The organism is Neisseria subflava, from assembly GCF_003044935.1.
GTDB classification, from domain to species: Bacteria; Pseudomonadota; Gammaproteobacteria; order Burkholderiales; family Neisseriaceae; genus Neisseria; species Neisseria subflava_E.
This window is the reverse complement of the sequence record NZ_POXP01000003.1, coordinates 15,297-41,714: the sequence shown is the minus strand read 5'-3', so window position 1 is coordinate 41,714 and position 26,418 is coordinate 15,297. Positions and strand designations below refer to the sequence as shown.

The 26,418-nt window shown below is 52.1% G+C and carries 27 protein-coding genes and 3 tRNA genes; 17 read left to right on the top strand and 13 right to left on the bottom strand.

All coding sequences use genetic code 11. The features are described 5' to 3' along the window. Nucleotides 1-109: 109 nt before the first annotated feature. The 3 genes from DBY95_RS08120 to DBY95_RS08110 all read left to right on the top strand — a co-directional run bounded on the left by DBY95_RS08120 (nt 110) and on the right by DBY95_RS08110 (nt 3,582). Entirely contained in the window at nt 110-1,975 is a 1,866-nt protein-coding gene (locus DBY95_RS08120; RefSeq protein WP_107723991.1) for an acyltransferase family protein, read from the top strand. A 140-nt stretch (nt 1,976-2,115) separates the two neighbouring features. Continuing rightward, nucleotides 2,116-2,742, top strand: a complete 627-nt coding sequence (locus tag DBY95_RS08115; RefSeq protein WP_107723990.1) for an FmdE family protein — start codon at nt 2,116-2,118, stop codon at nt 2,740-2,742. An 81-nt stretch (nt 2,743-2,823) separates the two neighbouring features. Next, nucleotides 2,824-3,582: an iron ABC transporter ATP-binding protein gene (locus DBY95_RS08110; RefSeq protein ID WP_003684210.1), complete on the top strand. Its 759-nt coding sequence runs from the start codon at nt 2,824-2,826 to the stop codon at nt 3,580-3,582. 68 nt (nt 3,583-3,650) lie between these two features. Here DBY95_RS08110 and DBY95_RS08105 read toward each other — a convergent pair whose 3' ends face one another. From DBY95_RS08105 to DBY95_RS08090, 4 genes are all read right to left on the bottom strand, one after another. Then, nucleotides 3,651-4,943, bottom strand: coding sequence for a valine--pyruvate transaminase (locus DBY95_RS08105; protein ID WP_107723989.1), 1,293 nt, complete (start codon nt 4,941-4,943; stop codon nt 3,651-3,653). A 141-nt stretch (nt 4,944-5,084) separates the two neighbouring features. Then, nucleotides 5,085-5,243, bottom strand: a complete 159-nt coding sequence (locus tag DBY95_RS08100; RefSeq protein WP_039862543.1) for a DUF1328 domain-containing protein — start codon at nt 5,241-5,243, stop codon at nt 5,085-5,087. Nucleotides 5,244-5,315: 72 nt separating this feature from the next. Next, the gene (locus DBY95_RS08095) at nt 5,316-5,510 is read right to left on the bottom strand and encodes a CsbD family protein (RefSeq protein WP_107723988.1); all 195 of its coding nucleotides are present in this window, start codon (nt 5,508-5,510) and stop codon (nt 5,316-5,318) included. A 302-nt stretch (nt 5,511-5,812) separates the two neighbouring features. Next, nucleotides 5,813-6,112, bottom strand: a complete 300-nt coding sequence (locus DBY95_RS08090) for a porin (protein ID WP_004520970.1) — start codon at nt 6,110-6,112, stop codon at nt 5,813-5,815. Nucleotides 6,113-6,206: 94 nt separating this feature from the next. Between DBY95_RS08090 and DBY95_RS08085 the strand changes: the two genes are divergently transcribed. From DBY95_RS08085 to DBY95_RS08070, 4 genes are all read left to right on the top strand, one after another. Further along, the gene (locus DBY95_RS08085; protein WP_107723987.1) at nt 6,207-7,037 is read left to right on the top strand and encodes a carbon-nitrogen hydrolase family protein; all 831 of its coding nucleotides are present in this window, start codon (nt 6,207-6,209) and stop codon (nt 7,035-7,037) included. A gap of 9 nt (nt 7,038-7,046) precedes the next feature. Beyond that, the gene (gene ruvC / locus DBY95_RS08080; RefSeq protein ID WP_107723986.1) at nt 7,047-7,592 is read left to right on the top strand and encodes a crossover junction endodeoxyribonuclease RuvC; all 546 of its coding nucleotides are present in this window, start codon (nt 7,047-7,049) and stop codon (nt 7,590-7,592) included. Nucleotides 7,593-7,670: 78 nt separating this feature from the next. Then, nucleotides 7,671-8,555, top strand: coding sequence for a lipid A biosynthesis lauroyl acyltransferase (locus tag DBY95_RS08075; RefSeq protein WP_283122214.1), 885 nt, complete (start codon nt 7,671-7,673; stop codon nt 8,553-8,555). Nucleotides 8,556-9,326: 771 nt separating this feature from the next. After that, nucleotides 9,327-10,121 carry a 3'-5' exonuclease gene (locus tag DBY95_RS08070; RefSeq protein ID WP_039863832.1) on the top strand — a complete coding sequence of 265 codons (795 nt, stop codon included), beginning with the start codon at nt 9,327-9,329 and terminating at the stop codon, nt 10,119-10,121. 83 nt (nt 10,122-10,204) lie between these two features. Here DBY95_RS08070 and prmC read toward each other — a convergent pair whose 3' ends face one another. The 3 genes from prmC to tldD are packed head-to-tail and all read right to left on the bottom strand — an operon-like array spanning nt 10,205 to nt 12,963. Continuing rightward, nucleotides 10,205-11,017, bottom strand: a complete 813-nt coding sequence (gene prmC / locus DBY95_RS08065) for a peptide chain release factor N(5)-glutamine methyltransferase (protein WP_107723984.1) — start codon at nt 11,015-11,017, stop codon at nt 10,205-10,207. Next, on the bottom strand, nt 11,007-11,468 hold the full coding sequence (locus DBY95_RS08060) for a hypothetical protein (RefSeq protein WP_107723983.1): 462 nt from the start codon (nt 11,466-11,468) through the stop codon (nt 11,007-11,009). The genes prmC and DBY95_RS08060 overlap by 11 nt, the downstream gene beginning before the upstream one ends. A gap of 52 nt (nt 11,469-11,520) precedes the next feature. Further along, nucleotides 11,521-12,963, bottom strand: coding sequence for a metalloprotease TldD (tldD, locus tag DBY95_RS08055; protein WP_107723982.1), 1,443 nt, complete (start codon nt 12,961-12,963; stop codon nt 11,521-11,523). Nucleotides 12,964-13,224: 261 nt separating this feature from the next. Between tldD and DBY95_RS08050 the strand changes: the two genes are divergently transcribed. After that, nucleotides 13,225-13,746, top strand: coding sequence for a DUF4189 domain-containing protein (locus tag DBY95_RS08050; RefSeq protein WP_107723981.1), 522 nt, complete (start codon nt 13,225-13,227; stop codon nt 13,744-13,746). Between the two features lie 395 nt (nt 13,747-14,141). Here DBY95_RS08050 and DBY95_RS08040 read toward each other — a convergent pair whose 3' ends face one another. The 6 genes from DBY95_RS08040 to DBY95_RS08010 form a co-directional block, all read right to left on the bottom strand. Continuing rightward, nucleotides 14,142-14,984, bottom strand: coding sequence for a hypothetical protein (locus DBY95_RS08040; protein ID WP_004520957.1), 843 nt, complete (start codon nt 14,982-14,984; stop codon nt 14,142-14,144). 15 nt (nt 14,985-14,999) lie between these two features. Then, nucleotides 15,000-16,760, bottom strand: a complete 1,761-nt coding sequence (locus DBY95_RS08035; RefSeq protein WP_107723980.1) for a bifunctional biotin--[acetyl-CoA-carboxylase] ligase/type III pantothenate kinase — start codon at nt 16,758-16,760, stop codon at nt 15,000-15,002. Beyond that, nucleotides 16,757-17,263 (bottom strand): adenylyltransferase/cytidyltransferase family protein, encoded by a 507-nt coding sequence (locus DBY95_RS08030; protein ID WP_107723979.1) that lies wholly within the window; start codon nt 17,261-17,263, stop codon nt 16,757-16,759. Before DBY95_RS08030 ends, DBY95_RS08035 begins: the two co-directional genes overlap by 4 nt. Nucleotides 17,264-17,524: 261 nt before the next feature. Continuing rightward, nucleotides 17,525-17,600, bottom strand: a tRNA-His gene (locus DBY95_RS08020). Nucleotides 17,601-17,609: 9 nt separating this feature from the next. Further along, a tRNA-Arg gene (locus tag DBY95_RS08015) sits at nt 17,610-17,686 on the bottom strand. Between the two features lie 27 nt (nt 17,687-17,713). Beyond that, nucleotides 17,714-17,791, bottom strand: a tRNA-Pro gene (locus DBY95_RS08010). 200 nt (nt 17,792-17,991) lie between these two features. Here DBY95_RS08010 and folD point away from each other — a divergent pair. From folD to DBY95_RS07965, 9 genes are all read left to right on the top strand, one after another. Further along, on the top strand, nt 17,992-18,843 hold the full coding sequence (gene folD, locus DBY95_RS08005) for a bifunctional methylenetetrahydrofolate dehydrogenase/methenyltetrahydrofolate cyclohydrolase FolD (RefSeq protein ID WP_107723978.1): 852 nt from the start codon (nt 17,992-17,994) through the stop codon (nt 18,841-18,843). 84 nt (nt 18,844-18,927) lie between these two features. After that, nucleotides 18,928-20,001, top strand: a complete 1,074-nt coding sequence (locus DBY95_RS08000) for an AI-2E family transporter (RefSeq protein WP_107723977.1) — start codon at nt 18,928-18,930, stop codon at nt 19,999-20,001. A gap of 129 nt (nt 20,002-20,130) precedes the next feature. Continuing rightward, nucleotides 20,131-21,372, top strand: a complete 1,242-nt coding sequence (locus DBY95_RS07995) for an aromatic amino acid transporter (RefSeq protein WP_107723976.1) — start codon at nt 20,131-20,133, stop codon at nt 21,370-21,372. 93 nt (nt 21,373-21,465) lie between these two features. After that, nucleotides 21,466-21,918, top strand: coding sequence for a cell surface protein (locus tag DBY95_RS07990; RefSeq protein WP_107723975.1), 453 nt, complete (start codon nt 21,466-21,468; stop codon nt 21,916-21,918). Between the two features lie 11 nt (nt 21,919-21,929). Further along, a complete protein-coding gene (gene gmhB, locus DBY95_RS07985) occupies nt 21,930-22,508 on the top strand; it encodes a D-glycero-beta-D-manno-heptose 1,7-bisphosphate 7-phosphatase (protein ID WP_039863836.1) in 579 nt (192 codons plus the stop codon). Nucleotides 22,509-22,579: 71 nt separating this feature from the next. Further along, on the top strand, nt 22,580-23,311 hold the full coding sequence (locus DBY95_RS07980; protein WP_070826336.1) for a lysophospholipid acyltransferase family protein: 732 nt from the start codon (nt 22,580-22,582) through the stop codon (nt 23,309-23,311). Nucleotides 23,312-23,349: 38 nt separating this feature from the next. Beyond that, a complete protein-coding gene (locus DBY95_RS07975; protein WP_432760676.1) occupies nt 23,350-24,072 on the top strand; it encodes a M48 family metallopeptidase in 723 nt (240 codons plus the stop codon). 172 nt (nt 24,073-24,244) lie between these two features. Next, on the top strand, nt 24,245-24,616 hold the full coding sequence (locus DBY95_RS07970) for a hypothetical protein (RefSeq protein WP_107723974.1): 372 nt from the start codon (nt 24,245-24,247) through the stop codon (nt 24,614-24,616). Between the two features lie 156 nt (nt 24,617-24,772). Then, nucleotides 24,773-26,248 carry a surface lipoprotein assembly modifier gene (locus tag DBY95_RS07965; RefSeq protein WP_234394612.1) on the top strand — a complete coding sequence of 492 codons (1,476 nt, stop codon included), beginning with the start codon at nt 24,773-24,775 and terminating at the stop codon, nt 26,246-26,248. Nucleotides 26,249-26,418: the final 170 nt, after the last annotated feature.

Below are 26,418 nucleotides of genomic sequence, written 5' to 3'. Positions count from 1 at the left end.
TCAGGCCGTCTGAAATCCATGTTTTCAAAATATTTAATCCTTGAAATGAAACTAAATTTCTGACATGTACTCATAGTAAACATTACTGGATTTACTAAAATTACAAAAAATGAGCACGACATTAAAATACCGTCCCGACTTGGACGGCATACGGGCGTTGGCAGTCTTGGCTGTCATTATTTTCCACATTGATGCCGCTTGGCTGCCCGGTGGTTTTCTCGGTGTGGATATGTTTTTCGTTTTGTCCGGCTATCTGATCACCACCATCATCAGCCGCGAAATGCAAAACGGCAGTTTTTCGTTTTTAGAGTTTTACAAACGCCGCGCGAAGCGTATTTTGCCTGTTTTTTCCTGCGTATTGCTGTGTACGAGCGTGGCCGCCGCAATCTTTTTCTTGTCGTTTGACCTGCGCCAATACGTCAAATCCGCAGCGTTTGCGTTGCTGTTTTCGGCCAACCTGTTTTTTGCACGGCGCGGCGGCTATTTCGATGCCGATGCGGCGGAAAAACCTTTGCAACACATTTGGTCTTTATCTCTGGAAGAGCAGTTTTACTTTGTTTTTCCAGTTTTGCTGACTGCTTTTTTCCGATTCAGCAAAGGGCGCAACATCCGCCAATTCATCCTTTTGCTGATTGTATTGAGCCTGTTGTCCGTCTTTTTGCCCACCTTCGGCATGGACCCTTATTTCCTGCCTTATGTGCGCGCATATGAGCTGCTGATCGGCGCACTTTTTGCCTTTATTCCGCCCTCTCAAAACAACGACCGCTTCAGCACGTCTTTGGTCGGCTGGATGATGATGGCGGTGATTGCCGCCATGCTGCTGCTTCCTTACGGCGTATTGCCCGGCGAAGGCAATATCGAACGGCTGCTGTGCTGTACGGCGGTTGGCGGCTTGATTTACTCGGGCAAAACCCTGCAAACGCAAAACGGCTTCAATACCGCCAAACTGTTGAGCCTCAAGCCTGTTGTGTTTATTGGTTTGATTTCCTATTCGCTGTATCTGTGGCATTGGGTGGTCTTGGCCGTCATGCGCTATGTTTACATGGACAACGCTTTGCCGATGTCCGCGATTGTATTGGCCGTCGTACTGATGTCCGGCTTGTCCGTTTTGTCCTATTACTTTGTCGAAACACCAGCGCGACGGATAAAGAATTTCACCACCAAGAAATTCATCGGGGTAATCGCCGCCTATTTCGCCCTGCTGATTCCTGCCGCCGGCTACCTGCTGACTGCCAAACCGGCCGCATACGAGGCAAACCTATATACGGTTGACGAAAGTAAAATCTGCGCGGATACCTTGACCAAAACCGACTGCTCTGTCGGCGCGGAAAATCAAAGCAGCAAAGTCCTGCTGATGGGTGACTCCCACGCCGCCCACCTGACGCCCTTTATCGATATGGTGGGCAAACAGGAAGGCTTTGCCGCCGATGTTATTTCGTCCAACAGCTGCGGCGTTGCCTTCGGCTTCCTTCTGCCGCAAAGCGACCGCCGTGCCAACCGCTGCAACCCTTACAACCGCTTTATCGCACAAAAGGTCGAAAACTATCCGGTGGTCTTTATCTCGCAACGTTGGTTCCTGCATACCGACAAGCCCGGTTTTACGGAGCATTTCGGCAAAATGCTCGATACCCTGATCCAACAGGGCAAACAGGTTTACGTCTTTGCCGACACGCCGATGAACGCGCAACTGCCCCTGCGCCATTACTACCTGAAACAGCGTCTCGGCATCGATATGCAATACGTTTCCGAGCATAAAAAAGCGGAAATTGCCCGCTCCGCCGAAGCCGACAAAACCATAGAAAACATCGTCAAACAGCGGCCTGCCGTGCATTGGGTCAACATTATGGGTCCGATTCCGGCAGACAAAACCATAGACGGCTTGCCGATATATTTTGACACCAACCACCTCAACACCCACGGTGTGACAAAACTGGCGGAAAAATTTATACAGGACAAAAAAATACTCCTAAAATAACACCGCAGTTTCAGTCCGAAACCTTTGCCGCAATACTGAATGCAAATGCCGCTCAAAGCGCAGCAAACAGTATGCCGCAAAGGTTTCAGGCCGTCTGAAACCTTCAGACGGCCTTAGCAAACCCATAAAGGACAACCCTCATGACACAAGAACGCCTCCCTTCATTCTTCGATAATGCCCCGACCATTACCGTCCAAGACGCATTGGCCGACTTCCTCGGCGCGGCCGAAAACGGCATCCTCACTTACCACTACGCCGATGCCGTGCGCCTGTGCGGCCACTCCTGCCCGACCGTCGCCGGTGCCTACCTGATGGTGGTCAAAGGCCTGAAAGCCCTTTACGGCGAAGAGCTGCCGCAGCGCGGCGACATCGAAGCCTTTATGCAGGGCGAGCGTGACGAAGGCACGACCGGTGTTACCGCTTCCGTCGTCCAACTCCTTACCGGCGCGGCACCCGAAACCGGCTTTGGCGGCGTAGGCCCGGCCGGACGCTTTGCCCGCCGCCATTTATTGTCCTTTGGTGCAGGCGAAATCAACGGCACACTCGCGCTCCGCCGCCGCGATACCGGCAAAACCGTTGCCGTCAGCCTCAACGCCGCGCTTCAACCCTTTGCGCCGCAAATGCGCGACATCATGCCCAAAGCCGTCAGCGGCAGCGCAAGTGCCGACGAACTCAAACAATTCGGCGAGCTTTGGCAAGAACGCGTCCGCGCCTTCCTGATTGACCAAGCCGACAATCCCGAATTTGTCACCGTCAACGAAATCTAAAACGTCATAATCAATAAGTTTCAGACGGCCTTAAAACTCAAGGCCGTCTGAAACCCCAATTTCCCATTTTCGGACCCGCCTATGATTACCATCCGCAACGTCAGCCACACCATCGGCAGCAACCCCATCCTCAACGACGTCAGCCTCGACATTCCCGAAGGCGGCATTACCGCGCTAATCGGTCCGAACGGCGCAGGCAAGTCCACCCTCCTCTCCTTTATGGCGCGCCTGCAGCCCTTGGTACACGGCGACATCAGCTACGCAGGCAAAGACATCAAAACTACCCCCACCGCCGAACTCGCCCGCACGCTTTCCATCCTCACCCAAGAAAACAGCATCATGAGCCGCATTACCGTGCGCGACCTGCTCATGTTCGGCCGCTATCCCTACCATCAAGGCAGGCCGTCTGAAAACGACAAAACCATCGTCGAAGAAGCGCTTGCTGAGTTCCACCTGCAAGACTTCGCCGACCGCTACCTGACCGAGCTTTCCGGCGGCCAACGCCAACGCGCCATGATTGCCATGGTGTTCTGTCAGCGCACCGACTACGTTTTACTCGACGAACCGCTGAACAACCTCGACATGTATCATGCCCGCTCCCTCATGCAAATCCTGCGCCGACTGACCGACGAACACAAACGCACCACCGTCGTCGTCCTGCACGACATCAACCAGGCCGCCGCCTATGCCGATTACGTCGTCGCCATGAAAAACGGCCAAGTCGCCATGCAGGGCAAGCCCAACGATATTTTCACCGCTGAAAACATCAAAACCCTATTCGATATGGACGTCAACGTCCTCGATTACGAAGGCAAAAAACTGGTTATCCACCATATCTAAATCCGACAAAAAGGCCGTCTGAAACCCGATTACCCACGTTTCAGACGGCCTTTGCCTATTCAAAGCGTTTATTTTTTATCGTACAAACCGCGCACCACACGACCGATCGCGGCAATTCCTTTTTCCAGCGTTTCCACGTCCTGCGCAATGCTCATGCGGATGCACTCGTGTGCGTGCGGATAGTCTTGCCTATCAATACCGACAAAGAAATGCTCGCCCGGAATAATCAGCGTACCTTCAGCCTTGAGCATTTCGTACAAAGTTTGCGACGAAACGGGCAGGTTTTCAAACCAAAGCCACAAGAAAATCGCACCTTCAGGCTTGTGGATTTTCAACGGATACGCGCCCAATTCGCGTTTGAGCAGGGAAACCGCCGTTTGCGCCTGCCGACGGTAAAACGGCTGAATCACTTGGTCGGCCAACTGTTTCAGACGGCCGTCGTTTAACAGCGGAGCCGCAATCGCCGCGCCAAAACGGGTTGGCGACAGGTTCACAATCGCATTCAAACTGCTGACGGCTTTGACCACTTCCGGCGCGGCGACAATAATGCCGGTACGCACGCCGGGCAGGCCGATTTTAGAAAGGCTGAAGCAGAGGATGATGTTTTCGTGCCAGTTGAGCGTCACATCGCTGTAAATAATATTCGGGAACGGCATTCCGTAAGCGTTGTCGATAATCAGCGGAATCCCGTGCTCCTGCGCCAACGCATCCAAACGCGCCATCTCGCCGTCGGTCAACACATTGCCGGTCGGGTTGGTCGGGCGCGAACAGCAAATCGCGCCGATTTTGCCCTCTTTCAATTCAGGCAGGCTCTCCAGCGCGTCAAAGTCCACGCGGTATTTGAAAAATCCCGCTTCGCCTTCGTGTTCGACATTTTCAATTTTCGGTTTTACCGAAATAAAATGCTGCCCCTCGACATGCACGTCGGCATAACCGATATATTCAGGCGCAAGCGGCAACAAAATGGCTTTCTCAGCCGTTTGGCCGTCTGAAAGATTGAATTTGCCGCCAAATAGGTTAAACAAATAGAAAAACGCGTTTTGCGAACCATTGGTCAGCGCGATATTGTCTGCCGTCAGGTTCCAGCCGTATTCGCGGTTGAGAAACTCAGTCAAAGCCGCAATCAGCGCCGCATCGCCCTGCGGATTGGAATAATTGCCGATATTCTCAACAGCGTGTTCCGCCGCCAACTTGGAAAACACATCGGCGAACACCGCATTGACTTCGGCGATCCGCGCCGGATTGCCGCCGCCGAGCATATTGACGGGCTTGTCGCTTTTGAGCGCGTCGCCCAAATCGTCCATCAACTGCAAAATACCGCTGTGTTGTGTGAATTTTTCGCCGAATGCTGAAAACTGCATGGAAACTCCGTTGCTGGGTGCGTGAAAACAATAAACCGCTATTATAAGAACAAAGGCCGTCTGAAAACCAGTTATCCTGATTTTTCAGACGGCCTATTTGACGGAATAGTGGCTTGATACAACCTTATTGGTTTGCAAGTATTATTTCTTCCTGCCAAAAATCAGTGATATCACCGACAAGATCAAGAAACCGGCAAATAAAATTTTGGCTATGCCTGCCGCACTACCTGCAATACCACCGAAACCTAATACAGCTGCAATAATAGCGATTATAAAGAAAACGATCGAATAATGAAGCATGATTTTTTCCTTTCGGTTTAATATAAAAACGGTCGAGGGAGAGACGACCGTTTATTGTGAAATTCAACGGTCTTAGTTGTTCAACCAATCATTAATTTCTTTTTCAACTTCATCTTTAGTGCGACCGTAACGCTCTTGGAGCTTACCAGCCAACTGATCGCGCTTGCCTTCGATGATTTCTAAATCATCGTTTGTCAGCTCACCCCATTTTTCTTTGGCTTTACCTTTGAGTTGCTCCCATTTTCCTTTGATAATATCTTCATTCATGGTTATACCATCCTATCTTATTGATTAGTATTTAACTCACGGATAAAACCGCTTGCATTTAACCTTACTCGATAATTTATTAATTTTCAAGCAAAGACAATGCTGATTTTTTAATCAATCAACCAATATCTTATTAATCTCCCACTTAATCAATAAGTTATACAAAACCGTTAAATTTTGAAAATATTAAGATATTATTGATTACCTCCTTTTAAGTGTATTCTTTAAATTAATCGACCTCACTATAAAAACACAGGCCGTCTGAAAGTCTTTCAGACGGCCTTTACTATCCAATCTTTCCTTTAACGGCCAAAATTGTCTCGACGTTCGCGCCAGTCTTGGCGGATGGAGCCGCTTTTGCCGACCGGTGTATCTTGTTCGACTTCCCAAATAAAATTCGTTCCGCCGCCAATCGGATGCGAGCCGCGCAAGCCGATGTGGCTGCCTTGGTCGGCAACGGCAGTTCGGCTGTATGTTTGTCCGCCGAAACGGGTTTGCGAGGTTTCGATACCACTTTTGATGCTGCCGTAAAGCTGTACGTCGGCATGTGCAGCGAGTGCGGCGGTGGAAAGTGCGGCAGTGAGGAGAAGTTTCAAGTTCATGGTTTATCCTTTTTTGGAGAGGAATTGTGTGACGATTGTATCGGCCTTGTGCGTAAACAAGTTACAATTCTTGCAAAATCTGACAGGAGTTTTGATGATGCGCTCTTTACGCGCCGCCGCTGTGCAAATGGTGTCGTCCACCGACCCCGAAACCAATATTTCCACCATGAAGCGCCTTGTCTGCGAGGCTGCCGAACAAGGGGCGGATTGGGTGTTGCTGCCCGAATATTGGCCGCTGATGGGCAAAAACGATACGGACAAGCTAGCATTTGCCGAGCCTTTGGACGATGGACGAGTTGGCGAAACCTGCCACACCCGTTTTCAGACGGCCTTAAGCGAAACGGCAAGGGAATGCGGCGTGGTATTGTTTAGCGGCACGGTTCCGCTTCAAAGCCCAGACGCTGGCAAGGTGATGAACACGATGTTGGTGTATGACCGCGACGGCAATCGAATCGGGCTTTACCACAAAATGCACCTTTTCGGCTTTTCCGGTTTGGGCGAACGCTACGCTGAAGCCGATACGATACTGGCAGGAAGCGATGTGCCGAAGTTAAGCGTGGACGATGTTCCGCTGGCGGCCGGCGTCTGCTACGATTTGCGCTTTCCTGAGTTTTTCCGCGCCCAGCAGCCGTTTGATGTTTTGCTGCTACCTGCCGCGTTTACTTACACGACCGGCAAGGCGCATTGGGAATTGCTGCTGCGCGCCCGTGCGGTGGAAAACCAATGCTACGTCATTGCATCGGCACAAGGCGGACTGCATGAAAGCAGCCGCCGCACATTCGGCCACAGTATGATTATCGACCCTTGGGGCGATGTGTTGGCGACGCTGCCGGAAGGCGAAGGCGTGATTTGTGCCGATTTGGATACCGCGCGCCTGCAAAGCGTGCGCACACGCCTGCCTGCACTGAAACACCGATTACTTTAAACACGCACTATGTCCCAGTTCCAACCTACACGCATTCTCGGCATCGACCCCGGCAGTCGCGTGACCGGCTTCGGCGTTATCGATGTTCACGGCCGCGAGCATCATTATGTTGCTTCCGGCTGTATCAAAACACCGACCGGCGCGTCGCTTTCCGAACGCATCGCCGTGATTGTCCGCCATATCGACGAAATCATCCGCCACTATCAGCCGCATCAGGCGGCCATCGAGCAAGTGTTCGTCAACGTCAATCCGGCTGCGACGTTAATGCTCGGTCAGGCGCGCGGTGCAGCGATTGCCGCTTTGGTTATGCACGATTTGCCCGTATTTGAATACACCGCGCTTCAAGTCAAGCAGGCTGTGGTCGGCAAGGGCAAGGCCGCCAAAGAGCAGGTGCAGCATATGGTGGTCCAAATGCTCGCACTTTCAGGCACGCCTCAAGCCGATGCCGCCGACGGACTCGCCGTTGCCCTCACCCATGCCCTGCGCAATCAAGGATTGGCTTCGCAACTTAACCCCGACGGCCTGCAGGTCAAACGCGGCCGTTTCCAATGGTAAGCCGACATTCAGGCCGTCTGAAATAGTGTTCCAGCCCGTTTTCAGACGGCCTTTCGGTTATAATAGCCCTTTGCCCACATACAGCGAGCCTTCATGAAAGCCGCCTTCCTTTTTCTCTACCTCATCCGCCTACTGCCTTTTTGCGTGTTGCACAAGATTGCCGACGCGATCGGCATTCTCGCTTATTACGCAGTCAAACCGCGCCGCAAAGTCGGTGAGGTCAACCTCAAAAAATGCTTTCCCGAGCTGAACGACAGCCAGCGCACTGCCCTGCTCAAACGCCATTTCCAACACATGGCGAAACTGATGCTCGAATACGGCCTCTACTGGTACGCGCCTGCAGACAAGCTGCGCTCGTTGGTACGCTATCAAGACAAACACCATCTTGACGAAGCCCTCGCCGCCGGCGAAAAAGTCATCATCCTCTATCCGCACTTTACCGCATTTGAAATGGCGGTTTACACGCTCAATCAGGATGTGCCGCTGACCAGCATGTATTCGCACCAAAAAAACAAAGCCCTGGACGAGCAAATCCTGAAAGGCCGCTACCGCTACAACAATGTTTTCCTGATCGGCCGCACAGAAGGCCTGCGCGCCATCATCAAACACCTGCGCAAAAGCGATGCGCCCTTTCTTTATCTGCCCGACCAAGACTTCGGCCGCAACGATTCCATTTTCGTCAATTTCTTCGGCATTCAGACGGCCACGATTACCGGTCTCAGCCGTATCGCCGGCATGACCAAAGCCAAAATCATTCCCGCCATTCCCACGCGCGAAGCCGACAATATCGTAACCCTGCGCTTCTATCCGGCTTGGGACAATTTCCCGACCGAAAATGTCGAAGCCGATACCCAGCGTATGAACGACTTCATCGAAGAGCGGGTACGCGAGCATCCCGAACAATATTTCTGGCTGCACAAACGCTTCAAAACCCGTCCCGAAGGCGAAAATAGCTTTTATTGACTACATTGAATTACAATTTGAATATGCAAAAAGCGGTGAAATCCTTCTTTCGCCGCTTTTTCATTTTAATTGAATCAAACCGAAACTCATGTTTGATTTTAAACAATCAAATAATATTCCGCTTTAAATGCTTTAAAAACAACTTTTTTCATCGTGATTGAAACTTTCAAACAACCCTATATTTTTCTCAAATAAAAAACATCAGACCCAATACACTTTTTTCATTTACATATTAAATTTAATTTCTTTTAAAAACAATATATTACAAAACAGTTCACCTGAAAAAATGCATTTCAATCATTCAAAATATGAAATAAAATTAAATTAAAATTTAAAAAAAACAAAATAAATATCTAAATTTAAAATAATTATGAAATATAATTGCAAAAATATGACAATACCTGAAATTTATACTGAAACAAGCCTTCGGAAAAAAATACTTGGCAAACTGTAAAATTTCGCGTAAATTTCACTACATCAAATTACAAAATGTTCAGACAGTCTCGCCTGTTTTAGATATTTTTGTAAGCAGTTTTCTGATATTGCAAGAAATTGCGGTATTTTAGAGGATTTCGGTGCAATGCCCGAAATGAAAGTTTACCGATGCAGAGTTGAGCTGCATCTGTAAAGCCGCAGGTGAAAGCCTGTATTGTTTGTGAAGCGTAAATCTCTGATTTGAGGTATTGGGGCAATCCTGTGGGGGATTGCCTCTTTTTTTATCTGCGCCGTCATGCCACAATGACATCATCCCTTATCCAACCCGATCACGCCATGACTCCGATACTCGCCTTCGACATTGAAACCATTCCCGACGTAAACGGCATCCGCCAGCTCTACGATTTGCCTGCCGATTTGCCCGACAACGAAGTCGTCCTGTTTGCCCAGCAGCAACGCCGTGCCAAAACCGGCAGCGACTTTATGCAACACCATCTGCACCAAGTCGTCGCCATCTCCTGCTGTATGCGCTGGGGTCAGGACAAAATCCGTGTCAGCACCATCGGCGATCCCGAAGACAGCGAAGAAGTCATGATTGCCAAATTCTTCGAGGTCATCGAAAACTATACGCCGCAACTCGTCAGCTGGAACGGCGGCGGTTTCGACCTGCCCGTCCTCCACTACCGCGCCCTGATACACGGCATCAGCGCCGCCCGCTATTGGGACATGGGCGACGGCGACTTTGGCGACAGCCGCGACTTTAAGTGGAACAACTACATCAGCCGCTACCACACCCGCCATTGCGACCTGATGGATTTGCTCGCCCTCTACCAACCGCGTGCCAGCGTGCCTTTGGACGATATGGCCAAACTCTGCGGCTTCCCCGGCAAACTGGGCATGGACGGCAGCAAGGTTTGGGACGCTTATCATGCAGGCCGTCTGAAAGACATCCGCGACTATTGCGAAACCGATGCCGCCAATACCTACCTGATGTATATGCGCTTTCGCATGATGAGCGGCGCGCTCGATGCCGACGAATACGAAGTCGAAATCAAACGCATCAAACATTATCTGGCCGCACAAGCCGAAGAAAAACAACACTGGGCGGAGTTCGTCGCTGCTTGGCGTTAAACCAGGCCGTCTGAACAGCTAAACCAGAAAACCAAAAGGGCGTGATCGACACGCCCTTTTTTAATTCCGACAAACCATGCCCATTAAGCAGGCAAACGCCCCAGCGTTACCCTGTCCAATCCAGCCAAATCCTGTTCGGTTGCCACTTCGGCAAAACCGTTCTCCAGCATAATATTCCGCACTGCTTCGCCTTGGTCATAGCCATGTTCAAACAGCAGCCAGCCGTTGGCTTTCAGGTATTTGGGGGCTTCTTGGGTAATGTGGCGGATATGGCTGAGGCCGTCTGAAAAGTCAGTCAGCGCGTTTTGCGGTTCAAACCTCAAATCGCCTTGCGATAAATGTTCATCGCCGTCCTCGATATACGGCGGATTGGAAACAATCACATCGTATCGGCCTTCAGACGGCCTGTCGGTATCAAACCACGAACCCTGCGCAAACTCCACTTTTGCGCCCAATTCGGCCGCATTTTGATGGGCAGTATCCAAAGCACCGACGCTGATGTCGGATGCACGAACATCGGCATCAACGCGTTCAAGCGCGACGGTCACGGCAATGGTGCCGCTGCCCGTCCCCAAGTCCCACACGCGGCCTTGCGGCGGCAAGCGTTTGAGCACGGCTTCCACCAAATGCTCAGTTTCAGGGCGTGGAATCAGCACATGGGGATTGACGGCAAAGCGTCGTCCGTAAAACTCGCGCTCGCCCAACAGATAGGCCATCGGCTCGCCTTTCAGACGGCATTGTACCAAAGCCTCCAAGGTTTGCAGGGCAGACTCTGCCAAATCGTCCGTACCGCGTGTAACCAGCTGCGCACGCGTGTAACCCAGCGCATATTGCAACAACATCCGCGCTTCGTTTTTGGGCAGTACCGATTGGCGCAACCATTCATCAAGCGTCATTTTTCGTCCCATCTGCCAGCGTTGTGGCTTTTCTTTCCTTAATCTTTCCGGCAAACGTGCCGATGGTGGCAACCGCAAATGCGGCATACCACAAATAAAATCCTGCACCGTAACGCACGATATCCGATGTATTCCCTGCCTCATCGACGTGTACGGCTTTCACACTGAAAGCCACCAGCGCCAAGCCCCAAAGTGCCGCATGGACAGGCACGACCTTCTTCCGCAACGCCAGCAAAACAATGGCCGCCAACCAAACATAATTGGCATAGGCCGCACAATATCTTATATCCAAAGAAGCAAATATCGATCCCAAAATCAAAACGGTCACACCCTTCATGCTTTCATGATTGCCCAAATAAAATGCAACATTGGACAAAGACGCTATCCACAGGGCAACCGACACCAGCAACATCACTATGGGAAAACTTGATTTCCGATTCTGTTCCTGCATGGTTTTATCCTAATGCAAAAGGCCGTCTGAAACCTTTCAGACGGCCTGCCGTTTAAATTTCGCTACCGCCGACGGTCAGTCCGGCATCAATCCTCAGGGTCGGTTGTCCGACGCCGACAGGAACGCTCTGCCCTTCTTTACCGCAGACGCCGATGCCGCTGTCGAGCGCGGAATCGTTGCCTATCATAGAAACGTGTTTCAGCACTTCGGGGCCGTTGCCGATGATGGTTGCACCTTTGACAGGATATTGCAGCTTGCCGCCTTCCACCCACCACGCTTCGGATGCGCTGAACACGAATTTACCGCTGGTAATGTCCACTTGTCCGCCGCCAAAGTTGACGGCGTAAATGCCCTTATCGATGGACGCGATGATTTCTTCCGGCTCATAGCCGCCGTTTTCCATAAAAGTATTGGTCATGCGCGGCATAGGCGCGGAAGCGTAACTTTCGCGGCGGCCGTTGCCGGTCGATTGCATACCCATCAGGCGGGCGTTGGTTTCGTCCTGCATATAGCCGACCAAAATACCGTCTTCAATCAATACAGTACGGCGGGTTTCGTTGCCTTCGTCGTCGATATTGAGCGAGCCGCGTCTGTCGGCAATATCGCCTTGATCCACAACGGTAACGCCTTTGGCAGCCACGCGCTCGCCGATTCGGCCGGAGAAAACGCTGGTTTCTTTACGGTTGAAATCGCCTTCCAAACCATGTCCGACCGCTTCGTGCAACAACACGCCCGGCCAGCCGTTGCCCAAAACAACGGTCATCTCGCCGGCAGGCGCAGGACGGGATTCGAGATTGGTCAGCGCTTGTTTGACGGCGGAATCGACAAACCGATGCACCAAGTTTTCATCGAAATACGCCAAATCATAACGTCCGCCGCCGCCCGCGCTGCCCTGCTCGCGACGCTCGCCCTGCTTGGCAATGACGGTAACGTTCATGCGTACCATCGGGCGGATATCGGCAGCGTGTTTACCGTCCAAACGGGCGATGTACACCATGTCATATTCGCAGGTCAAACCGGCCATCACTTGCACGATACGTGGATCAGTGGCTTTGGCCAGCGTTTCGACTTTGTTCAACAGTGCGACTTTGGCAGCGGAATCGAGGCTGGCAATAGGGTCAATCGCCATGTGGACAGGCTTGCCGTAGGCAGGTGTCGGCACTTTGACGCTGGCCTCGCCGCCGGTCGCACCAATCACGCGCACGGCTTTGGCAGAGCGGTTGATCGAATCGATACACAGGCTGTCGGCGTAGGCAAAAGCAGTTTTATCGCCCGAAACGGCACGCACGCCCACACCCTGATCGATTTGGAAGCTGCCCGATTTGACGATGCCCTCTTCCAAATGCCAGCTTTCATAGGCAGTACGCTGACAATAGATGTCGGCATAATCGACATGGTTGGCGCCGATAATGCTCAGGCTTTGGGCGAGCAAATCGGGGGAAAGGTGGTTGGCTTCGAGCAAATCTCGCTGTACGGCGGCGTAGGTTTGTTGCATAATTTTTCAGACGGCCCGACAAGCAGGCAAAGTTAATTTGGCCTTGATTATACGGTATTTTATATGGCTTTGGATATGTTGATTGCTTGGGTTTATGAGTGATTGAAACAAATCAAAAGGCCGTCTGAAATATAGGAATATAGGGTTGAAACGTTTGCCTTGCCCTATTTCAACGTCAGCCGCGTAAAGAAGATAACAAATCATCGTATGATTGATGCAGTGGCAGACTGATAAAGATTCAAATAATAGATTGGACTTAAAATGAAAAAATTACTTGTTGTATTGCTAGGACTGGCAAGTCTTAATGTTTATGCCAACGGCTGTGGCGGTGAATACCAGCCTGCAACGGGAACCTGTCGCATTATTGACAGTTCTGGCAGACAAATTTTATATAACGTTGGCAGACCTCAATCTTCTAATAATGGTTCGGCTCAGAGCCAACCAAGGGTTGTTAATATCGATGTTCCTTCAAAATATGGGGCTTGGGCAATCAATCCTAAAACAGGTATATCAGGTGGAGCACTTGAGATGGATTCACTTGCTGCTGCAAAAAGAGAAGCTATTAAGACCTGTGAACGAGGAGGGCAGAATAAGCCGTGTAAAATTGGGGCTTGGGTTCGAAACGGCTGTATTGCCGTTGCTCAAGGAAAAGATGGTAGACTATTTTATGGAATGGAAGCTCCCGGCCTCTCTGAACCAGCAGCCTTAAGGAAGTGTCAGGCTTCTGGAACTTCCCAATGTAAAGTTACCACAACAGAAGGCTGCTCTATGCCTAAATTCTAATAGACAAAAGGTCGTCTTTGTTCAGACGGCCTTTTTCAATCATGGCAAAGCCAACGCCAAAATTTAATTTCCATACAAAACAATCTATTACAAAAAAAATCCCTTATTTTTTTATTTTTGCTATTGATAATAGTTATTATTAGCGTATAATCAAACTCACTCGGAAGACGTCCTAATCCGAGCCATTAAACGACAGATTTTATCCCCCTCTTCCCCATTATCTCTTGATACTCGGAGTGCGCATATACGAAACATACCTGTTCCCCTTTATATCAGATACTCAAAACCGAAAAACATGAAACCCACTGCCGATACAGTGGGTTTCGTGTTTTGTGTCGCTTGGTTTATCAGGCTTGGGACTACTGTTCAGGCCGTCTGAAACCGAATAGACCTGATTACCGGCAGGTTTTCATGTTCAACTTGCCATAACGGCCGACAATGTTTCTGATGTCTTGGGCATCGCGCTCGTCGACCGCCATAAAGACCACGGTCATGCGCGCTACGCTCAAACCGGTATCGGGCGCGCTTCTGTCTTCCTGTTCGACAATGCGCGCGCCGCCGAAACCTGCGCTGGACAAGCGTGAAATCAAAACTTGGGCGGAAGAGCGACTGCGTGTTACGTCAATGCTGATTTCGCCGTTGTGAATGCTGCCGCTAAAGCCGCGGCTGCCCAAGGCATCCAGCTGGGCGGAAGTGTCGCCGTCGGCAGGCAAGACCACGCGGAAGGTTTTGGAAGAAGTCTCGCCACCGGATGCGCCGTTGCGTTTTTCGATACTGCGGCTGGCCGCATGAGGCCATTTGCCCAACAAGCCTTTGATGCGGTGGTAATCGTCTTCATCCATCACTACGGTGGCGCTGCTGGTACACAAGCGTTCCACGCCGGCCGCGTCCATCTCTTCTTCGGCGGCACGGCGTTCTTGCGCTTCTTTCTCGCGGCGCATTTTTTCTTTTTTCTCTTTCAACTGCTGCGCTTCTTGCTTTTTACGCAAGGCTTCTGCTTCTTCGGATTCAGGTTCGGCCATAATCAGGCCGTCTGATTCATCCGCCACCCAATCGGGTTGCGATGCCTGCTGAGGCTCGGCTTTAGGCGCGTCCAAAGAAGATGGGCGCAATAATTCGTGCGTACCGCCTTCCAAAGCAGATTCGGGTTTGGCGGTTTTATGTTGTGTCCGATAGGCAACCATGCTGCCAAAAACAATGATGTTGAGTGCGACCAAGACCGCAAACAGCCATTTCATGATGCGTTTTCCTTTTTATTGTCCGTTGCGATGGGCAATCCAATGCAAGAGCCCGTGAATCACGAGATTATCGACGATTTTCACTTGATTGTCATGAACGAATGACTCCGGCAGCGCCTGCACGACTCTGGCCGCACCGCCGCCCGTGATAATAATATCGACCGGTTTGCCCTCACCCGTTTTGTCTTTCAGACGGCCATGCATCATCATCAACGCGCCGCAAACGGCATCCATCATGCCGCTGGCAATGGCGTTCGGCGTTGTGGTTGGGAACGGATATACCTTGCCGATGGGGCGGTTGAGGTTGGCGGTCTTGAGCGCCATCGCCTCTTTCATCAAGTGGAAACCGGGCATGATGGTGCCGCCGAGATAATGATTGTCTTCCGTCAGCGCGTCGGTGGTTACGGCGGTGCCGCAGCTGACGACGACGCAGGCGTTTTGCGTAAAGCGGCGGCTGCCCAGCGCATTAAACCAACGGTCGGAGCCATGTTCTTCAGGGCGGCGGTAATGGTTGCGGATACCCAAAGCCTGCGGCATGGAAGACAGCCATTCGACCGGACGGGTTAATTGTTCTTCCACCATCGCTTTTTTTACCGAACCGCACACGGCGCAACCGACAATCTTTACATCTTCATCGGCAAATTGCAGCCATTCTTCGCCCAGCTGGGTCAAATCACGATACGGCGCACGGCTGACTTCGGTAAATGTGCCGTTCTCCACCCACGCCCATTTCAATTGGCTGTTGCCACCGTCCAGCAGCAAAAAGCGTTCCGGCTTGGCGGCGGCGGGTTGTGCTGGACGGTTATCCGGGCGCAAGCTGATTTCGCCGCTGACAATGGTTTTCTCGCCATTGTCGGTCAACAAACGCAACGCACCTTGCGCATCCACGCCTTTGACTACGCCTTCATGAACAATGCGTCCTTCTTGAAGCAGCAAGACCAGCCTGCCTGTGTCGCGGTTGGCGGCATCGTATTCGCCGACACATGACGCAAATCCGTTTTGCGCGTATTCGTTCAACAGCGCATCGAGTTGCGCCAACACCGCATTCAATAAAGTTTTGACGCTTACGCCCTGCTTAGAGGCCGTCTGAAACAAAGCCTGCACGGAAGTAGCGTTTTCCACTTCTTTCGGCAATACAAAATTAATGCCGATGCCGATGACGGCTACGGTTTTATTTTCCACCCGCGTCGTTTCAATCAACACGCCGGCCAATTTATCGTTGGCCACGACCAAATCGTTCGGCCACTTGATGTTCACGTCCAAACCAATATCGACAAGCGCACGGCGGCAAGCCAATGCCACCACCAACGCCAGCGAACCCAGTTCATATTGCGGCTTGTCAAACGCCCAGCCCAGGCTGAACATCAAGCATTCGCCCTGTCGGTTGACCCAGCTTCGCCCCTGCCGTCCGCGTCCTTTGGTTTGAAAATGCGCCACACACAAAGCCTTGTGCGCCAAACCTGCCGACCGGCGCGCCAACGCCATGATTTCATCGTTGCTGGACGAACATTCGTGTTTCAACTGCGCACGAAAACCCTGTTTTCCGGCCATTTGTTGCAGAGATTCTTCAGCAAACACAGCCAAAGGGCGCACCAAACGCCATTGCCCGTCGTGCTGGCGCAGCAAACCGCGGATATGGCCCGGCATCTGCTGCCAGAATCCGTTTAATTGTTGCGGCTTCATCCCGACCACTCGCGCCAACTGAGAAACATGTTGCGGCAGGCCGTCTGAAAGCGCGGCGAGCAAGGCCCAATGGCGGCTGTTCAAATCCGTCATGCGCCTCCTCCGGCTTCACGGATTTTCGCCAACGTTTTGGTGGTCGAAGTCTGGTGTAAAAACGGAATCGAAAATACTTTGCCGCCGCGCGCAAACGTCTCGGCCGCACCGACAATCTTATCCACAGGCCAGTCGCCGCCTTTAATCAACACATCGGGTTTGACCATTTCAATCAGCGCGGCCGGCGTGTCGTCATCAAACCATGTGACTAAATCCACGCTCGCCAATGCTGCTGCCACTGCCGCGCGGTTTTCCAAAGGATTAATCGGACGGTCGTCCCCTTTGCCCTGACGGCGTACCGAAGCATCGGTATTCAACGCCAATACCAAAGCCGCACCGGCCGATCGCGCCTGCGCCAGATACGTTACATGGCCTCGGTGGAGAATATCGAAACAGCCGTTGGTAAACACCAGCGGACGGGGCAATGCCGCCAAACGCTCCGCCAGCTTTTCGGGCGGACAGATTTTGGATTCGAATTCTGGAGCTGACCATTCGGACATGATGCGGTTCCTTTGGAAATAAAACAGAAAATAATCGGGGTATTATAAAGGATAACGGCGAAACGCCATAAAAAGATACCGAACGGTACGATATTCGGGCTTGACTGCGTATTCATCGGCATTTGACAGACACCGCAGACGCCGTTTTTGCCGCAGCCATGATGGAACGGTTTGATGAACACTGTTTTTGAAACCCAATAAACTTGAAGTAAAATTCAGGGCATAAACGGAAAAAAGCCTGCATACAATATGCAGGCTTTCATCTGGGGTGGCTGATGGGGCTCGAACCCACGACAACTGGAATCACAATCCAGGGCTCTACCAACTGAGCTACAGCCACCGTAAAAATTGGCACGCCCGACAGGAATCGAACCTGTAACCCCCGACTTAGAAGGTCGGTGCTCTATCCGGTTGAGCTACGGGCGCTCATGCCGATTCGTGCTAAGAATTTTGTGGTCGGGGCGGTGGGATTCGAACTCACGACCCTCTGCTCCCAAAGCAGATGCGCTAACCGGGCTGCGCTACGCCCCGACTGAAGACCCGAACTATACAGACCCTTTTCATCCCGGTCAACACTTACTTTGCTTTATTTTTCTATTTTTTATTTATCTTATTATTTTTAATCATTATTTATTTTTATGTTTCGTCATCAGGTCCACTCTTTTGTGTCAGGCCGTCTGAAAAATGCGATAATTTGAACGCAATATTTGTCCCTATTTAGAAGGAAAATCATGACTGCTCAACTTATAGACGGAAAAAAAATCTCCCAGCAACGCATCGAGGCGGTCGCGCAGGCGGTAAAGGCGCGTCAGGAAAAAGGTTTGCACACGCCTTGTTTGGCGGTGGTATTGGTCGGCGACGACCCTGCCAGCGCGGTTTATGTACGCAATAAAAAACTGGCCTGCCAAAAAAGCGGCATTGAATCGCGCTCTTACGAGCTGCCGTCTGAAACCACGCAAGACGATTTATTGAAACTGGTGGACGAATTGAACGGCGATTCTGCCGTCGACGGTATTTTGGTACAACTGCCGCTGCCGGCCCACATCGACAGCCAGGCAGTTTTGGAACGTATCGTGCCGCATAAAGATGTGGACGGCTTCCACCCTTACAACGTCGGCCGCCTAGTCGTCAAAATGCCGCTGATGCGCCCTTGTACACCCAAAGGTGTGATGACTTTGTTGGAAGCCTACGGCATCGACCCGAAAGGCAAAAAAGCAGTCGTCGTCGGCGCGTCCAATATTGTCGGCCGTCCGCAGGCGTTGGAATTACTGCTGTCCCGCGCGACGGTAACCATCTGCCACAGCGCCACGCAAAACCTTGCCGATGAAGTTGCTGCCGCAGATATTTTGGTGGTCGGCGTAGGCATTCCGAATTTCGTTAAAGGCGAATGGGTCAAACCCGGCGCAGTCGTTATCGATGTGGGCATCAACCGCTTGGACGACGGCAGCCTGTGCGGCGATGTGGAGTTTGATGTCGCCAAAGAACGCGCTTCCATGATTACGCCCGTTCCCGGCGGTGTCGGCCCGATGACGATTGCTACTTTGTTGGAAAACACGGTACACGCGGCCTCATTGCACGATTAATCGCTGTCATTAAGTTAGGCCGTCTGAACATGATTTTTCAGACGGCCTGACCTACTTTTTTGCTTTTTACCTTATTGGCTTCACATGTCCTTACTCTCTTCCCACTCCGACAACCCGACTTTCCGTAACGCTTCCTATATCCTGATGGGCTTGGCCTTGCTGATTGTCTTGCACTACCATTTTCTGCCACTGCTGCTGTCGGTTATCCTGACCTATATCTTTATTACGCGCACCAACGGCGTGATCCTCAAACTCCGCCGCCGTGTTTTACCGCGCAACACGCGACTGCATAAATCGCTCAACGCGCACAATATCAACCTGATTTCCACTACGCTGACGCTGGCCATCGTATTCAGCATCATTGCGATGATGTCTTTGGGCATTTACCACCTGATACATGGCGGCCACGTCGGCTTTATGCTGGCCAAGCTGGCGGCGATTTTGGAAGACACCAAAAACAGCCAAGACCTGCCTGCTGCCATTCTCAATATGTTGCCCAACAATATGGCCGAAATCAAAGCCTCGGCAATCAAGCTGATTGAAGAATACCGCGCCGCGCTGACCCGTATCAGTAAAAACAGCATCACGTCCTTCGTGTACATCCTCATCGGCATCATCATCGGCGCCATGCTCAGTTTCCACCGCCTGAAAATGCGCAAAAACCGCCGCAAAATGCCATTGTTTAAAGCCGAATTGGTGCACCGCATCGTCAATTTTGAAACCAGCTTTGAACGCGTGTTCCTCGCCCAAGTCAAAATCTCACTGATCGACACCTTCCTAACCGGCCTGTACCTTTACTTGGTTTTACCGCTGTTCGGCGTTGACCTGCCGTTTAAAATGACCGTTCTGATCGTCGCCTTTATCGTCGGCCTGATTCCGGTGGCGGGCAACCTGATTTCCAACACCATCATCATTATTTTGAGCCTCGGCGCATCGCTTTACGTCGCCCTCGCCTCGTTGGTTTTCCTCGTCGTCATCCATAAACTCGAATATTTCCTCAACGCCAAAATCATCGGCTCGGAAATTGAATCCAGCGCATGGGAATTGCTGGTGGCGATGGTCGTCTTTGAACGCATTTTCGGCATCGGCGGCATCATCGTCGCGCCGGTTTATTACGCGTATCTGAAAAACGAATTGAAACTGCGAAAATTGATTTAATCAGTTGCATTTATACACATCAAAGGCCGTCTGAAAACGACAATCGGGTTTTCAGACGGCCTTTGCTTTACCTTTTCTTACACTTTACGGCATAATGGCAGCCACGCATTTCTAGAAGAAAGATAAACAATGTCAACCAAAACCCCTTCCCTATTCGGCGGCGCGATGATTATCGCCGGTACGGTTATCGGCGCAGGCATGCTTGCCAACCCGACCGCCACATCCGGCGTATGGTTTGCCGGCTCGCTGGTCGTGTTGCTGTACACCTGGTTTTCCATGCTCTCCAGCGGCCTGATGATTTTGGAAGTCAACACCCATTATCCGCACGGTGCCAGCTTCGACACTATGGTTAAAGACCTGCTCGGCCCGGCTTGGAACGTCATCAACGGCGTTGCCGTCGCTTTCGTTTTATACCTGCTCACCTACGCCTACATCTTCGTCGGCGGCGACCTGACCGCCAAAGGCATCGGCAGCGCAGTAGGCGGTGAAATCTCGCTCACCGTCGGCCAACTCGTCTTCTTCGGCATTCTCGCCTTTTGCGTTTGGGCATCCGCACGCTTGGTTGACCGCTTTACCAGCATCCTCATCGGCGGCATGGTATTGACTTTTATTTGGGCAACCGGCGGCCTGATTGCCGATGCCAAAATGCCTGTCCTGTTCGACACCCAAGCCCCTGCCGGCACCAGCTACTGGATGTATGCCGCCACTGCCCTGCCCGTCTGCCTTGCCTCATTCGGTTTCCACGGTAACGTTTCCAGCCTGCTCAAATACTTTAAAGGCGACGCGCCTAAAGTGGCCAAATCCCTATGGGCAGGAACGCTGATTGCGCTTGTGATTTACATCCTCTGGCAAATCGCCATCCAAGGCAACCTGCCGCGCAACGAGTTCGCACCGGTTATCGCCGCAGAAGGACAAGTTTCCGTCCTGATCGAAACGCTGTCCAAGTTCGCCCAAACCGGCAATATGGACAAAGTGTTGACTCTGTTCTCCTACATGGCAATCGCAACGTCCTTCCTCGGCGTAACACTCGGCCTGTTCGACTACATCGCCGACATCTTCAAATGGAACGACAGCATCTCCGGCCGTACCAAAACTGCCGCACTGACCTTCCTGCCGCCTTTGATTTCCTGCCTGCTCTTCCCTACCGGCTTCGTTACCGCCATCGGCTACGTCGGTCTGGCCGCAACCATCTGGACAGGCATCATCCCCGCCATGCTGCTCTACCGCTCGCGCCATAAATTCGGCGCCAGCAAAAACTACAAAGTTTACGGCGGATTCTGGCTGATGGTTTGGGTCTTCCTCTTCGGCATCATCAACATTGCCGCCCAAATATTGAGCCAACTGGAGCTTGTTCCCGTATTTAAAGGTTAAATTCCCTTAAGGCCGTCTGAAACACCCTCTTTCAGACGGCCTAATTCATTATTTTCCGCTACAATACCCTCTTTCCCCCAACGAACCCCGTCCATGTACGACAATATCCGTTTCCATCTCGACGAAGACTATCCCGACCAGCTCCCGCCCGAAAACGCCGCTACCCACATCGGCATGTACTGGCAGTGGGCGGCACAGGCAGGCCTCGTCAAACCCGTCTGGCAAACCGCCCCAGAAACCGCAGCCGACTTCGCCGCCATGACCTCGGGCAAAATCAGCGGACGGCACTTCCTGCTCAAACACATGGACGGCGCATTGACGGCGGACGACTTTACCGAACTCGGCCACCGGTTTACCGAGTTCTACTACACCGACGAAGAAGACGGCTACGGCGCATTTATGGAAGACTACGTCCTCGCCCTTGACACGCCCTCGCTCGGCGGCTTCTACCACGTCAAAAACACCCCGGAAACCTTCGCCAAACTGACACCCGTTTTTCAGACGGCCTTTGAAAAATGGAAAAGCAGTTTGAAAGCAGAAAAATAAGAGCCCACACCATGAAACTCATCATCCTCGACCGCGACGGCGTCATCAACCAAGACCGCGACGATTTCGTCAAATCCGTTGACGAATGGATTCCCATCGAAGGCAGCATGGATGCCATCGCCTTTTTAACGCAGGCAGGCTACACCATCGCCGTGGCCACCAACCAATCCGGTATCGGCCGCAAATACTTTACCGTGCAAGACCTGACCGAAATGCACGCAAAAATGCACCGCCTTGCCGTTCAAGCAGGCGGCACCATCGACGGCATTTGGTTTTGCCCGCATACCGCCGTTGACAACTGCGAATGCCGCAAACCCAAGCCCGGCATGATTATCGACATTATCGAACGCTTCAAGGCCAATGCCGCCGAAACCTGGCTGGTCGGCGACAGCCTGCGCGACCTGCAAGCCATTGATGCCGCAGGCGGCAAATCCGCGCTCGTCCTGACCGGCAAAGGCAAAAAAACACTGGCCAAACACGAGCAAGACCTGCCCGAGCACACCCAAGTCTTCGACAACCTGCTCGCTTTCTCGCAATACATCATGCGTGAAAACACACAAATCGAAGAAGCCGCGCAAGCCATCCTATAAACGACAAGGCCGTCTGAAAACTGCCGACAACGGTGTTCAGACGGCCTTCAAACGACTGACTTTCCCCCGATATGCTGATTATCCGCAACCTGATTTACTGGTTCATCCTTTCCTCTAGCATTATTTTGCTGTTCCCCTTTATGCTGCTTGCCCTGCCCTTTCAAGGCGGCGCGCACAAAATGGCGCAAGTTTGGGTGCGTATCCTCAACTGGTCGCTCAAGCACATCATTGGTTTGAACTACACCTTAAGCGGCGCGGAAAACATTCCCGACCACCCTGCCATCATCTGCGCCAAACACCAAAGCGGCTGGGAAACCCTCGCTCTGCAAGAGATTTTTCCGCCGCAAGTCTATGTTGCCAAACGCGAGCTCTTCAAAATCCCTTTCTTCGGCTGGGGCTTGAAGCTGGTTAAAACCATCGGCATCGACCGCAGCAACAGCCGCGAAGCCAACAAACAACTCTTAGAACAAGGCCTTGCGCGTAAAAACGAAGGCTATTGGATTACCATTTTCCCCGAAGGCACACGCCTGTCGCCCGGTGAAAAAGGCCGCTACAAGCTCGGCGGCGCGCGCATGGCAAAAATGTTCGAGATGGACATCGTCCCCGTCGCACTCAATAGCGGCGAGTTTTGGCCGCGCAACTCCTTCCTCAAATACCCCGGCACAGTCAGCGTCATCATCGGCAAACCCATTGCCCACAACAACGGCAATGAAGCCGAACTCATGGCCCAATGCGAGCAATGGATCGAAAGCCAACAGCCCCTGATTACCGGACAAGGCCCGTTCGCGCCCAAAACCAAATAAATCATTCCATCGGGTGGACCGCTATACCCACCCTTTCCATGCCGTCCAATATTTTTCTCAACATCATGCCCCACCTCCATACCCACACCCTTTCAGACGGCCTGACCATTCATATCCAGCTCAAACGCAGTGCCAAGAAAAACCTCATCTTGCGCCCCGTTTCCGCCGATACCGTCAGCATCAACATCCCTCCGTTTGTTACCCAGCGCACCTTTACCCAATGGCTGAACGACAACGAAGCCCTACTGCGCCGTACCCTAAACAAGACACCGGCCCGACAAACACCCACCGACACACTTCCCGAATGGATTTGGTATCAAGGCGTTCAGACGGCTTTGTCCATCCACACGGCAAACCACATCCAAATCAGGCCGTCTGAAATTCTGTTGCCCGAAAAAGAAAACGCCGCCCAACTCATCCATTTGCGCCGCTTCCTGCACGAGCGTGCACACGAATATCTGCTGCCACGCCTCGAAGGCCATATCCGAAACACCCGCCTAACCCCGAGCGCCATTTCCCTTTCCAACGCCAAAACCTTCTGGGGCGTTTGCCGCCACACCACCGGCATCCGCCTCAACTGGCGGCTCATCGGTGCGCCCGAATATGTCGCCGACTACGTCTGCCTGCACGAACTCGCCCACCTGCGCCATCCCGACCACAGCCCTGCATTTTGGGCTCTAACCCACTCGCTCACGCCGCATGTCGACCAAGCCAAACAATGGCTGAAGGCGCACGGCAGCGAATTGTTCCGCCTCGGCTAAGTCTTTCCAGCAGCATTTTTCTGCAAGCAAACACCAGCCCAAAGCAAAGAATCAACGTCCTCCAAACAAATCATGTAGCCGCGCGTAAAATCAGGTTTATCCGCTTGCCGCCCCCTCAGGCATGCCGATAAGATGATTTCGTTCTCAAAACCCTTTTCAGAAAGGAAAACCGATGACCAAAGCAAAATCGTTACTGGCCACCGGCATTTTGGCTCTTTTCTCCGCCACGGCATTCGCCTCCCCGCTGCCTTCCGAAATTTACCGTCCGGATGGCGCGCACACCATCAAAGCCGATCATCAAGGCGACGGCGAATTTGAATACGAAGCCGAACTTTCCGGCCAACGCAATTCCATTCCTTCCTTGGCCAAAAAAGTGATCGCCCACGCGCGTAGCAAAGGTTTCCATGTGGTTGAGTCTGAAATCAAACACGACGATGCTGATCTGAAATTCAAACGCGGCAAACAAGAGCTGGACGTTTCCATCGAAGACAAAGGCCAAGGCCGTATCGAATACAAAGCCGATTTGGACTTGGATCAAAACTAAATCCGACTCGCAAACAAAGGCCGTCTGAAATCCCATCAGGTTTCAGACGGCCTTTTGTCGTCTTTATCAGATAAAATGGCAATCGGTTTACAAAATTTCCGACTCAAAACATTGTACAATCTGCCCACTTATACCGATAACATTCCAAACATTGCCATGAAAAAACGTCTGCTCCTCCTCGCCATCCTTCCCCTTTCCCTTCAAGCCGCCGATGTGCCGCCTGACGTAAAACCCGAGCTTCAAGTCAACACAGCCGAACCCCAACAGCCTGAAACGCACAACATCCCTGCCGAGCAGACAAACAGGCCGTCTGAAAAAATCATCAACGTCGATGCCGACACCCTGCTTGCCAACACCGAATTACTGGCACGCGTCATGTATTCCGCCGTCGTCGCCCACAACATCCCCGGCATCAAAGCCGTTTTGCCCATTTACGAACAATGGCCCGAACACGACCGCGCCATGGCGCGCTATGCCAAAGGTTTGCTTGCCCAATCTGAAGGGCGCGCCGCCGAAGCCGTCGGCTATTACCGCCGCTTTATCGCCGAGCAGCCCGATGCTTCCGCCGTCCGCTGGCAGCTTGCAACCGCCTTGTTTGAAGACAAACAAAACGAAGCCGCAGCCGACCAGTTCGACAAACTGCAAACCGAATCCCTCCCTCCTGCCTTGCAAGAACGCCTCGAAACCTACCGCAAAGCCCTACGCGAACGCGACTCATGGCAATTCAACGCCGGCTTGAACATCACGCGCGAACAAAACATTAACCAAGCTCCCGGCCAACGCCGTCTGGGCAACCACCTGAACGACGAACAATGCCGCGCCGTGCGCCTTGCCTATCCTGACGACGACTGCTTCCGAGGCTGGACATTCCCCGAACCCATCGATGCCACCGCCATCCATTACCAAATCGGTGCAGAAAAAAAATGGTCGCTGCCACGCGGCTTCTATGCCACGGCAGGCGCAGACCACTACGGCAAAATCTACCCCAAACACACCAACTACAACGACCTCACCACACGCTTCTCAGCAGGCATCGGCTATGCCGACCAGCACAACGATATCGGCATTACCCCGTTCCACGAACGCCGCTTCTACGGCAACGACCCCTACACCTACACCAACGGCGCACGCCTCCACTACAACCATTGGTGGCAACCCAAGCTGCAAACCCTCAGCGCATTTGAAGCAGGCCGTCTGAAAAACAGCCGCCGCGAGCATTCCAACAATACCAGCCAACTGCTCAGCAACTCCATCGTGTACTACCGCAACGCGCGCCAATACTGGGTAGCCGGTATCGACCTCTACCGCGAACGCAACCGCGACGACAAAAGCGACAGCTTCAACCGCTACGCCCTGCGCACCACATGGGGACAAGAATGGCCCAAAGGCCTCTCCACCGTCCTACGCCTCAGCGCCGCCCAACGCCATTACCAAGCCCCCAGCTTCTTCAGCAACGAACAAAACCGCCGCGACAAAGAAGCCTCCGCCTCCCTGAGCGTATGGCATCGCGCCCTCCATTTCAAAGGCATCACCCCACGCCTGACCATTGCCCACAACAAAACATGGAGCAACGACAAGTTCTACGAATACGGCAAAACCAAAATGTTTGTCGAATTGAGCAAAACGTTCTGACAAGCAGAACCAATCTGTGAAGAAAGCAAGAATGCCTGTTCTGCATACTGATTTACAAGACAGATTCAAACTTTTACAGATACCGAATCAATAGATTTTTTAAGGCACAACGCCTTATTAAATTCATATTTATCAAATAGATAAAATTCAAACCGATATTACCTTACAAA

Bases quoted from the DNA above. Each gene is read 5' to 3' on its own strand.
- DBY95_RS08120 (WP_107723991.1), top strand. From the start codon at position 110: ATGAGCACGACATTAAAATACCGTCCCGACTTGGACGGCATACGGGCG.
- DBY95_RS08115 (WP_107723990.1), top strand. From the start codon at position 2,116: ATGACACAAGAACGCCTCCCTTCATTCTTCGATAATGCCCCGACCATT.
- DBY95_RS08110 (WP_003684210.1), top strand. From the start codon at position 2,824: ATGATTACCATCCGCAACGTCAGCCACACCATCGGCAGCAACCCCATC.
- DBY95_RS08105 (WP_107723989.1), bottom strand. From the start codon at position 4,943: ATGCAGTTTTCAGCATTCGGCGAAAAATTCACACAACACAGCGGTATT.
- DBY95_RS08100 (WP_039862543.1), bottom strand. From the start codon at position 5,243: ATGCTTCATTATTCGATCGTTTTCTTTATAATCGCTATTATTGCAGCT.
- DBY95_RS08095 (WP_107723988.1), bottom strand. From the start codon at position 5,510: ATGAATGAAGATATTATCAAAGGAAAATGGGAGCAACTCAAAGGTAAA.
- DBY95_RS08090 (WP_004520970.1), bottom strand. From the start codon at position 6,112: ATGAACTTGAAACTTCTCCTCACTGCCGCACTTTCCACCGCCGCACTC.
- DBY95_RS08085 (WP_107723987.1), top strand. From the start codon at position 6,207: ATGATGCGCTCTTTACGCGCCGCCGCTGTGCAAATGGTGTCGTCCACC.
- ruvC (WP_107723986.1), top strand. From the start codon at position 7,047: ATGTCCCAGTTCCAACCTACACGCATTCTCGGCATCGACCCCGGCAGT.
- DBY95_RS08070 (WP_039863832.1), top strand. From the start codon at position 9,327: ATGACTCCGATACTCGCCTTCGACATTGAAACCATTCCCGACGTAAAC.
- prmC (WP_107723984.1), bottom strand. From the start codon at position 11,017: ATGACGCTTGATGAATGGTTGCGCCAATCGGTACTGCCCAAAAACGAA.
- DBY95_RS08060 (WP_107723983.1), bottom strand. From the start codon at position 11,468: ATGCAGGAACAGAATCGGAAATCAAGTTTTCCCATAGTGATGTTGCTG.
- tldD (WP_107723982.1), bottom strand. From the start codon at position 12,963: ATGCAACAAACCTACGCCGCCGTACAGCGAGATTTGCTCGAAGCCAAC.
- DBY95_RS08050 (WP_107723981.1), top strand. From the start codon at position 13,225: ATGAAAAAATTACTTGTTGTATTGCTAGGACTGGCAAGTCTTAATGTT.
- DBY95_RS08040 (WP_004520957.1), bottom strand. From the start codon at position 14,984: ATGAAATGGCTGTTTGCGGTCTTGGTCGCACTCAACATCATTGTTTTT.
- DBY95_RS08035 (WP_107723980.1), bottom strand. From the start codon at position 16,760: ATGACGGATTTGAACAGCCGCCATTGGGCCTTGCTCGCCGCGCTTTCA.
- folD (WP_107723978.1), top strand. From the start codon at position 17,992: ATGACTGCTCAACTTATAGACGGAAAAAAAATCTCCCAGCAACGCATC.
- DBY95_RS08000 (WP_107723977.1), top strand. From the start codon at position 18,928: ATGTCCTTACTCTCTTCCCACTCCGACAACCCGACTTTCCGTAACGCT.
- DBY95_RS07995 (WP_107723976.1), top strand. From the start codon at position 20,131: ATGTCAACCAAAACCCCTTCCCTATTCGGCGGCGCGATGATTATCGCC.
- DBY95_RS07990 (WP_107723975.1), top strand. From the start codon at position 21,466: ATGTACGACAATATCCGTTTCCATCTCGACGAAGACTATCCCGACCAG.
- gmhB (WP_039863836.1), top strand. From the start codon at position 21,930: ATGAAACTCATCATCCTCGACCGCGACGGCGTCATCAACCAAGACCGC.
- DBY95_RS07980 (WP_070826336.1), top strand. From the start codon at position 22,580: ATGCTGATTATCCGCAACCTGATTTACTGGTTCATCCTTTCCTCTAGC.
- DBY95_RS07975 (WP_432760676.1), top strand. From the start codon at position 23,350: ATGCCGTCCAATATTTTTCTCAACATCATGCCCCACCTCCATACCCAC.
- DBY95_RS07970 (WP_107723974.1), top strand. From the start codon at position 24,245: ATGACCAAAGCAAAATCGTTACTGGCCACCGGCATTTTGGCTCTTTTC.
- DBY95_RS07965 (WP_234394612.1), top strand. From the start codon at position 24,773: ATGAAAAAACGTCTGCTCCTCCTCGCCATCCTTCCCCTTTCCCTTCAA.